The sequence below is a fragment of the Paracoccus sp. S-4012 genome (assembly GCF_009674885.1).
In the GTDB taxonomy this organism is placed as follows: domain Bacteria; phylum Pseudomonadota; class Alphaproteobacteria; order Rhodobacterales; family Rhodobacteraceae; genus Paracoccus.
Genome location: NZ_WKKA01000037.1, coordinates 1 through 3,757, shown reverse-complemented (window position 1 = coordinate 3,757; position 3,757 = coordinate 1). Strand labels below are relative to the sequence as shown.

The following is a 3,757-nucleotide window of genomic DNA, read 5'->3' as shown; positions in this document are numbered from 1 at the left end:
CATCACTGCTGCAAGTCATCACAGAACCGTCACCTTCGCCGACTAGGGATGCCCGGCCGCACGTCCAGAGGCGCAACGCCCCGGGCGGGTGAATGACATCGATGGAGTGGAAGATGACAAGAACACTGATCGGCGCTTTGCTGGCCTCCGCGGCTCTGACCGCGCCGGCTGCCGCGCAGACCGAAGTGCAGTGGTGGCACGCCATGGGTGGCGAGTTGGGCGCGAAGCTCGAGGAGATCGCGGCGGGCTTTAACGCGGCGCAGTCGGACTATCGGATCGTGCCGGTCTACAAGGGCTCCTATCCCGAGACGCTGACCGCCGCGATCGCCGCCTTCCGCGCCAACGAGCAGCCTGCAATCGTGCAGGTCTTCGAGGTCGGCACCGGCACCATGATGGCGGCCGAGGGCGCGGTCTATCCGGTCCACCAGCTGATGACCGACCAGGGCCGCACCTTCGACCCGGCGGACTACCTCGCGCCAGTCGTCGGCTACTACTCGGACCCGGCGGGCAACATCCTGTCGCTGCCGTTCAACTCCTCGACGCCGATCATGTATTACAACAAGGACGCCTTCGCCGCAGCGGGCCTCGACCCCGAGGTCGCCCCGCGCACCTGGGGCGAGGTCGAGGAGTTCTCGCGCAAGATCGTCGACTCGGGCGCGGCGAACTGCGGCTTCACCACCGGCTGGATCAGCTGGGTGCAGCTCGAGAACCTGTCGGCGATCCATGACCAGCCCTATGGCACGCAGGAGAACGGCTTTGCCGGGCTCGACAGCGAGTTCACCTTCAACGGTCCCGTCCAGGTCCAGCACTGGGACAACCTCAAGCGGTGGTCGGACGGGGGACTGTTCCAGTATGGCGGCCCCGTGGGTGGCAACGACGCGCCGCCCAAGTTCTACTCGGGCGAATGCGCGATCTACATGAACTCCTCGGCCTCGCGCGCGGGCGTGATCGAGAACGCCAAGGACTTCGAGGTCGGCTTCGCGCCGCTGCCCCACTACGACGACCGGATCGCCGAGCCGATGAACTCGATCATCGGCGGCGCGACGCTCTGGGTGCTGAGCGGGCGGGAGGACAACGAATACGCGGGCGTCGCCGCCTTCTTCGACTATCTTTCGCAGCCCGAAGTGCAGGCCGACTGGCACCAGGCGACCGGCTACCTGCCGATCACCAACGCGACCTATGACCTCGGCCAGTCGCAGGGCTACTACGAGGCCAACCCCGGCTCGGACGTGGCGATCCAGCAGATCACCCGCGGGACGCCGAGCGTGAACTCCAAGGGCGTGCGCTTCGGCAACCTGACGCAGGTGCGCGACGCGGTGGACAGCGAGTTCGAGGCGCTGCTGGCCGGGCAGAAGACCGCACAGGAGGCACTGGATGCCGCGGTCGAGCGTGGCAACACCATCCTGCGCGACTTCGAAGACGCCAACAGCTGAGGGACTCCAGCCGACCCCTGGGCACGCGCCGATGCGGCGCGTGCCCGTTCTTTTCCCCTGACGTCCGGACCACATGCAGACCAAGCGCACGATCTTCCCGAACAAGGGGCTGCCGTATCTCCTGCTTGCGCCGCAATTGATCGTAACGGCAGTGTTCTTCCTCTGGCCCGCCGGACAGGCGATCTGGACCTCCTTCCGGCGCGAGGATCCATTCGGGCTGAACACCACCTTCGTCGGCCTCGCCAACTACCGGCGGCTGTTCACCGACGGCGCCTGGCTGAACTCGGCCGCGGTGACGGCAGTGTTCGCGGTCTCGGTCACGCTGCTGGCGCTCGTCACCGCGCTGATCCTCGCGCTCGCAGTGCACCGGGTGCTGCGGGGCACGCGGGTCTACACGACGCTGCTTGTCTGGCCATATGCGGTGGCGCCGGTCGTCGCCGGGGTGCTGTGGTGGTTCCTGTTCAACCCGACAATCGGCATCCTGCCGATGGTGCTCTCGCAGTTCGGCGTAACCTGGAACCACCGCATCAACGGCAACCACGCGATGATTCTCGTTATCATCGCCGCAACCTGGAAGCAGGTCTCCTACAACTTCCTCTTCTTCCTCGCCGCGCTGCAATCGGTGCCGAAATCGTTGATCGAGGCCGCGGCCATCGACGGCGCCGGACCGCTGAAACGGACGCGCGACATCGTGCTGCCGCTGATTGCGCCCACGACGTTCTTCCTGCTGATCGTGAACGTGAACTACGCGATGTTCGACACCTTCCCGATCATCGACGCCACCACCTCGGGCGGACCTGCGGGGGCCACCAACATCCTCGTCTACAAGGTCTATGCCGACGGCTTTCTTGGGCTGAACCTCGGCTCGTCCTCGGCGCAGTCCGTGGTGCTGATGCTGATCGTGATCGCGCTGACCGTGGTCCAGTTCCGCTATGTCGAGCGCAAGGTCCAGTATTAAGATGATCGAGAACCGCCGCTGGCTCAACATCCTGACCCATGCCGTGCTGATCCTAGGCATCGCGATCGTGGCCTTCCCGGTCTGGGTCGCCTTCGTTGCCTCCACCCATCCGGCGGGCGCCTTTGCTTCGGGCCGGATGCCGCTCCTGCCGGGCTCAGCGGGGTGGGAGAACTACAGCACCATCCTCGCCTCGGGCATGCGCGGCGCGGGGTCCGAGCCCGCCTGGCGGATGCTGATGAACTCCACGATCATGGCGGTGGTCATCACTGCCGGGAAGATCGCGATCTCGATCATCTCGGCTTTCGCGATAGTCTGGTTCCGCTTCCCGTTTCGCGTCCTCTGCTTTTGGCTCATCTTCATCACGCTCATGCTGCCGGTCGAGGTCCGCATCCTGCCGACCTTCAAGGTGGTCGCGGATTTCGGGATGCTGAACACATGGGCCGGCCTGACCCTCCCGCTGATCGCCTCGGCGACGGCCACCTTCCTTTTCCGGCAGTTCTTCATGACGCTGCCGGACGAGCTGGCCGAGGCTGCGCGGATCGACGGCGCCGGGCCGATGCAGTTTTTCCGCGACATGGTCCTGCCGCTCTCGCGCACCAACATCGCGGCGCTCTCGGTGATCCTCTTCATCTACGGCTGGGTCCAGTATCTCTGGCCCATGCTCGTGACCACCGATCCGCGCTATTACACCATCGTCATGGGCATCAAGCGCATGGTCGCGGTGGCCGAGGCCGACCCACAATGGAACTTCGTCATGGCGGCGGTGATCCTCGCCATGCTGCCGCCGGTGCTGGTGGTGATCCTCATGCAGCGGCTCTTCGTGAAGGGCCTCGTCGAGACGGAGAAATAGGGATGGCCGCAATCGAGATCGCGGGGCTCCGCAAAGCCTATCCTGGCAACAGCGCCGACACGTTGAAGGGCATCGACCTGCATGTCGAGGACGGCGAGCTTGCGGTTCTCGTCGGCCCCTCCGGCTGCGGCAAGTCCACGCTGCTGCGGATGATCGCGGGGCTGGAGTCCGTGACCAGCGGCGAGATCCGCATCGGCGGACGCGTGGTCAACGGGCTGGAGCCGGCCGAGCGCGACATCGCCATGGTGTTCCAGAACTACGCCCTCTACCCGCACATGACGGTGCGCGGGAACCTCGAATACGGACTCAGGAACCGCAAGACGCCGCGGGCCGAGATCGACGCCCGCGTGATCGAAGCGGCGCGGGTGCTGGAGATCGAGCCCTTCCTCGACCGCAAGCCGCAATCCCTCTCGGGCGGCCAGCGGCAGCGGGTGGCGATGGGCCGCGCCATCGTCAGGAAGCCGCAGGCGTTCCTCTTCGACGAGCCGCTCTCGAACCTCGACGCGAAGCTCCGCG

Annotated in this window: 4 protein-coding genes; all 4 read left to right on the top strand. The window is 65.7% G+C overall.

Features of this window, described 5'->3' with window-relative positions:
- Positions 1-113: 113 nt before the first annotated feature.
- Positions 114-1,433 carry a sn-glycerol-3-phosphate ABC transporter substrate-binding protein UgpB gene (gene ugpB / locus GI374_RS18620; RefSeq protein WP_154338485.1) on the top strand — a complete coding sequence of 440 codons (1,320 nt, stop codon included), beginning with the start codon at positions 114-116 and terminating at the stop codon, positions 1,431-1,433.
- A 73-nt stretch (positions 1,434-1,506) separates the two neighbouring features.
- A complete protein-coding gene (gene ugpA, locus GI374_RS18615) occupies positions 1,507-2,391 on the top strand; it encodes a sn-glycerol-3-phosphate ABC transporter permease UgpA (RefSeq protein ID WP_154338484.1) in 885 nt (294 codons plus the stop codon).
- 1 nt (position 2,392) lies between these two features.
- Positions 2,393-3,241, top strand: a complete 849-nt coding sequence (gene ugpE / locus GI374_RS18610; protein ID WP_154338483.1) for a sn-glycerol-3-phosphate ABC transporter permease UgpE — start codon at positions 2,393-2,395, stop codon at positions 3,239-3,241.
- Between the two features lie 2 nt (positions 3,242-3,243).
- Positions 3,244-3,757 (top strand): ATP-binding cassette domain-containing protein (locus tag GI374_RS18605; RefSeq protein ID WP_154338482.1); only part of this gene is annotated, 514 nt, incomplete at its 3' end.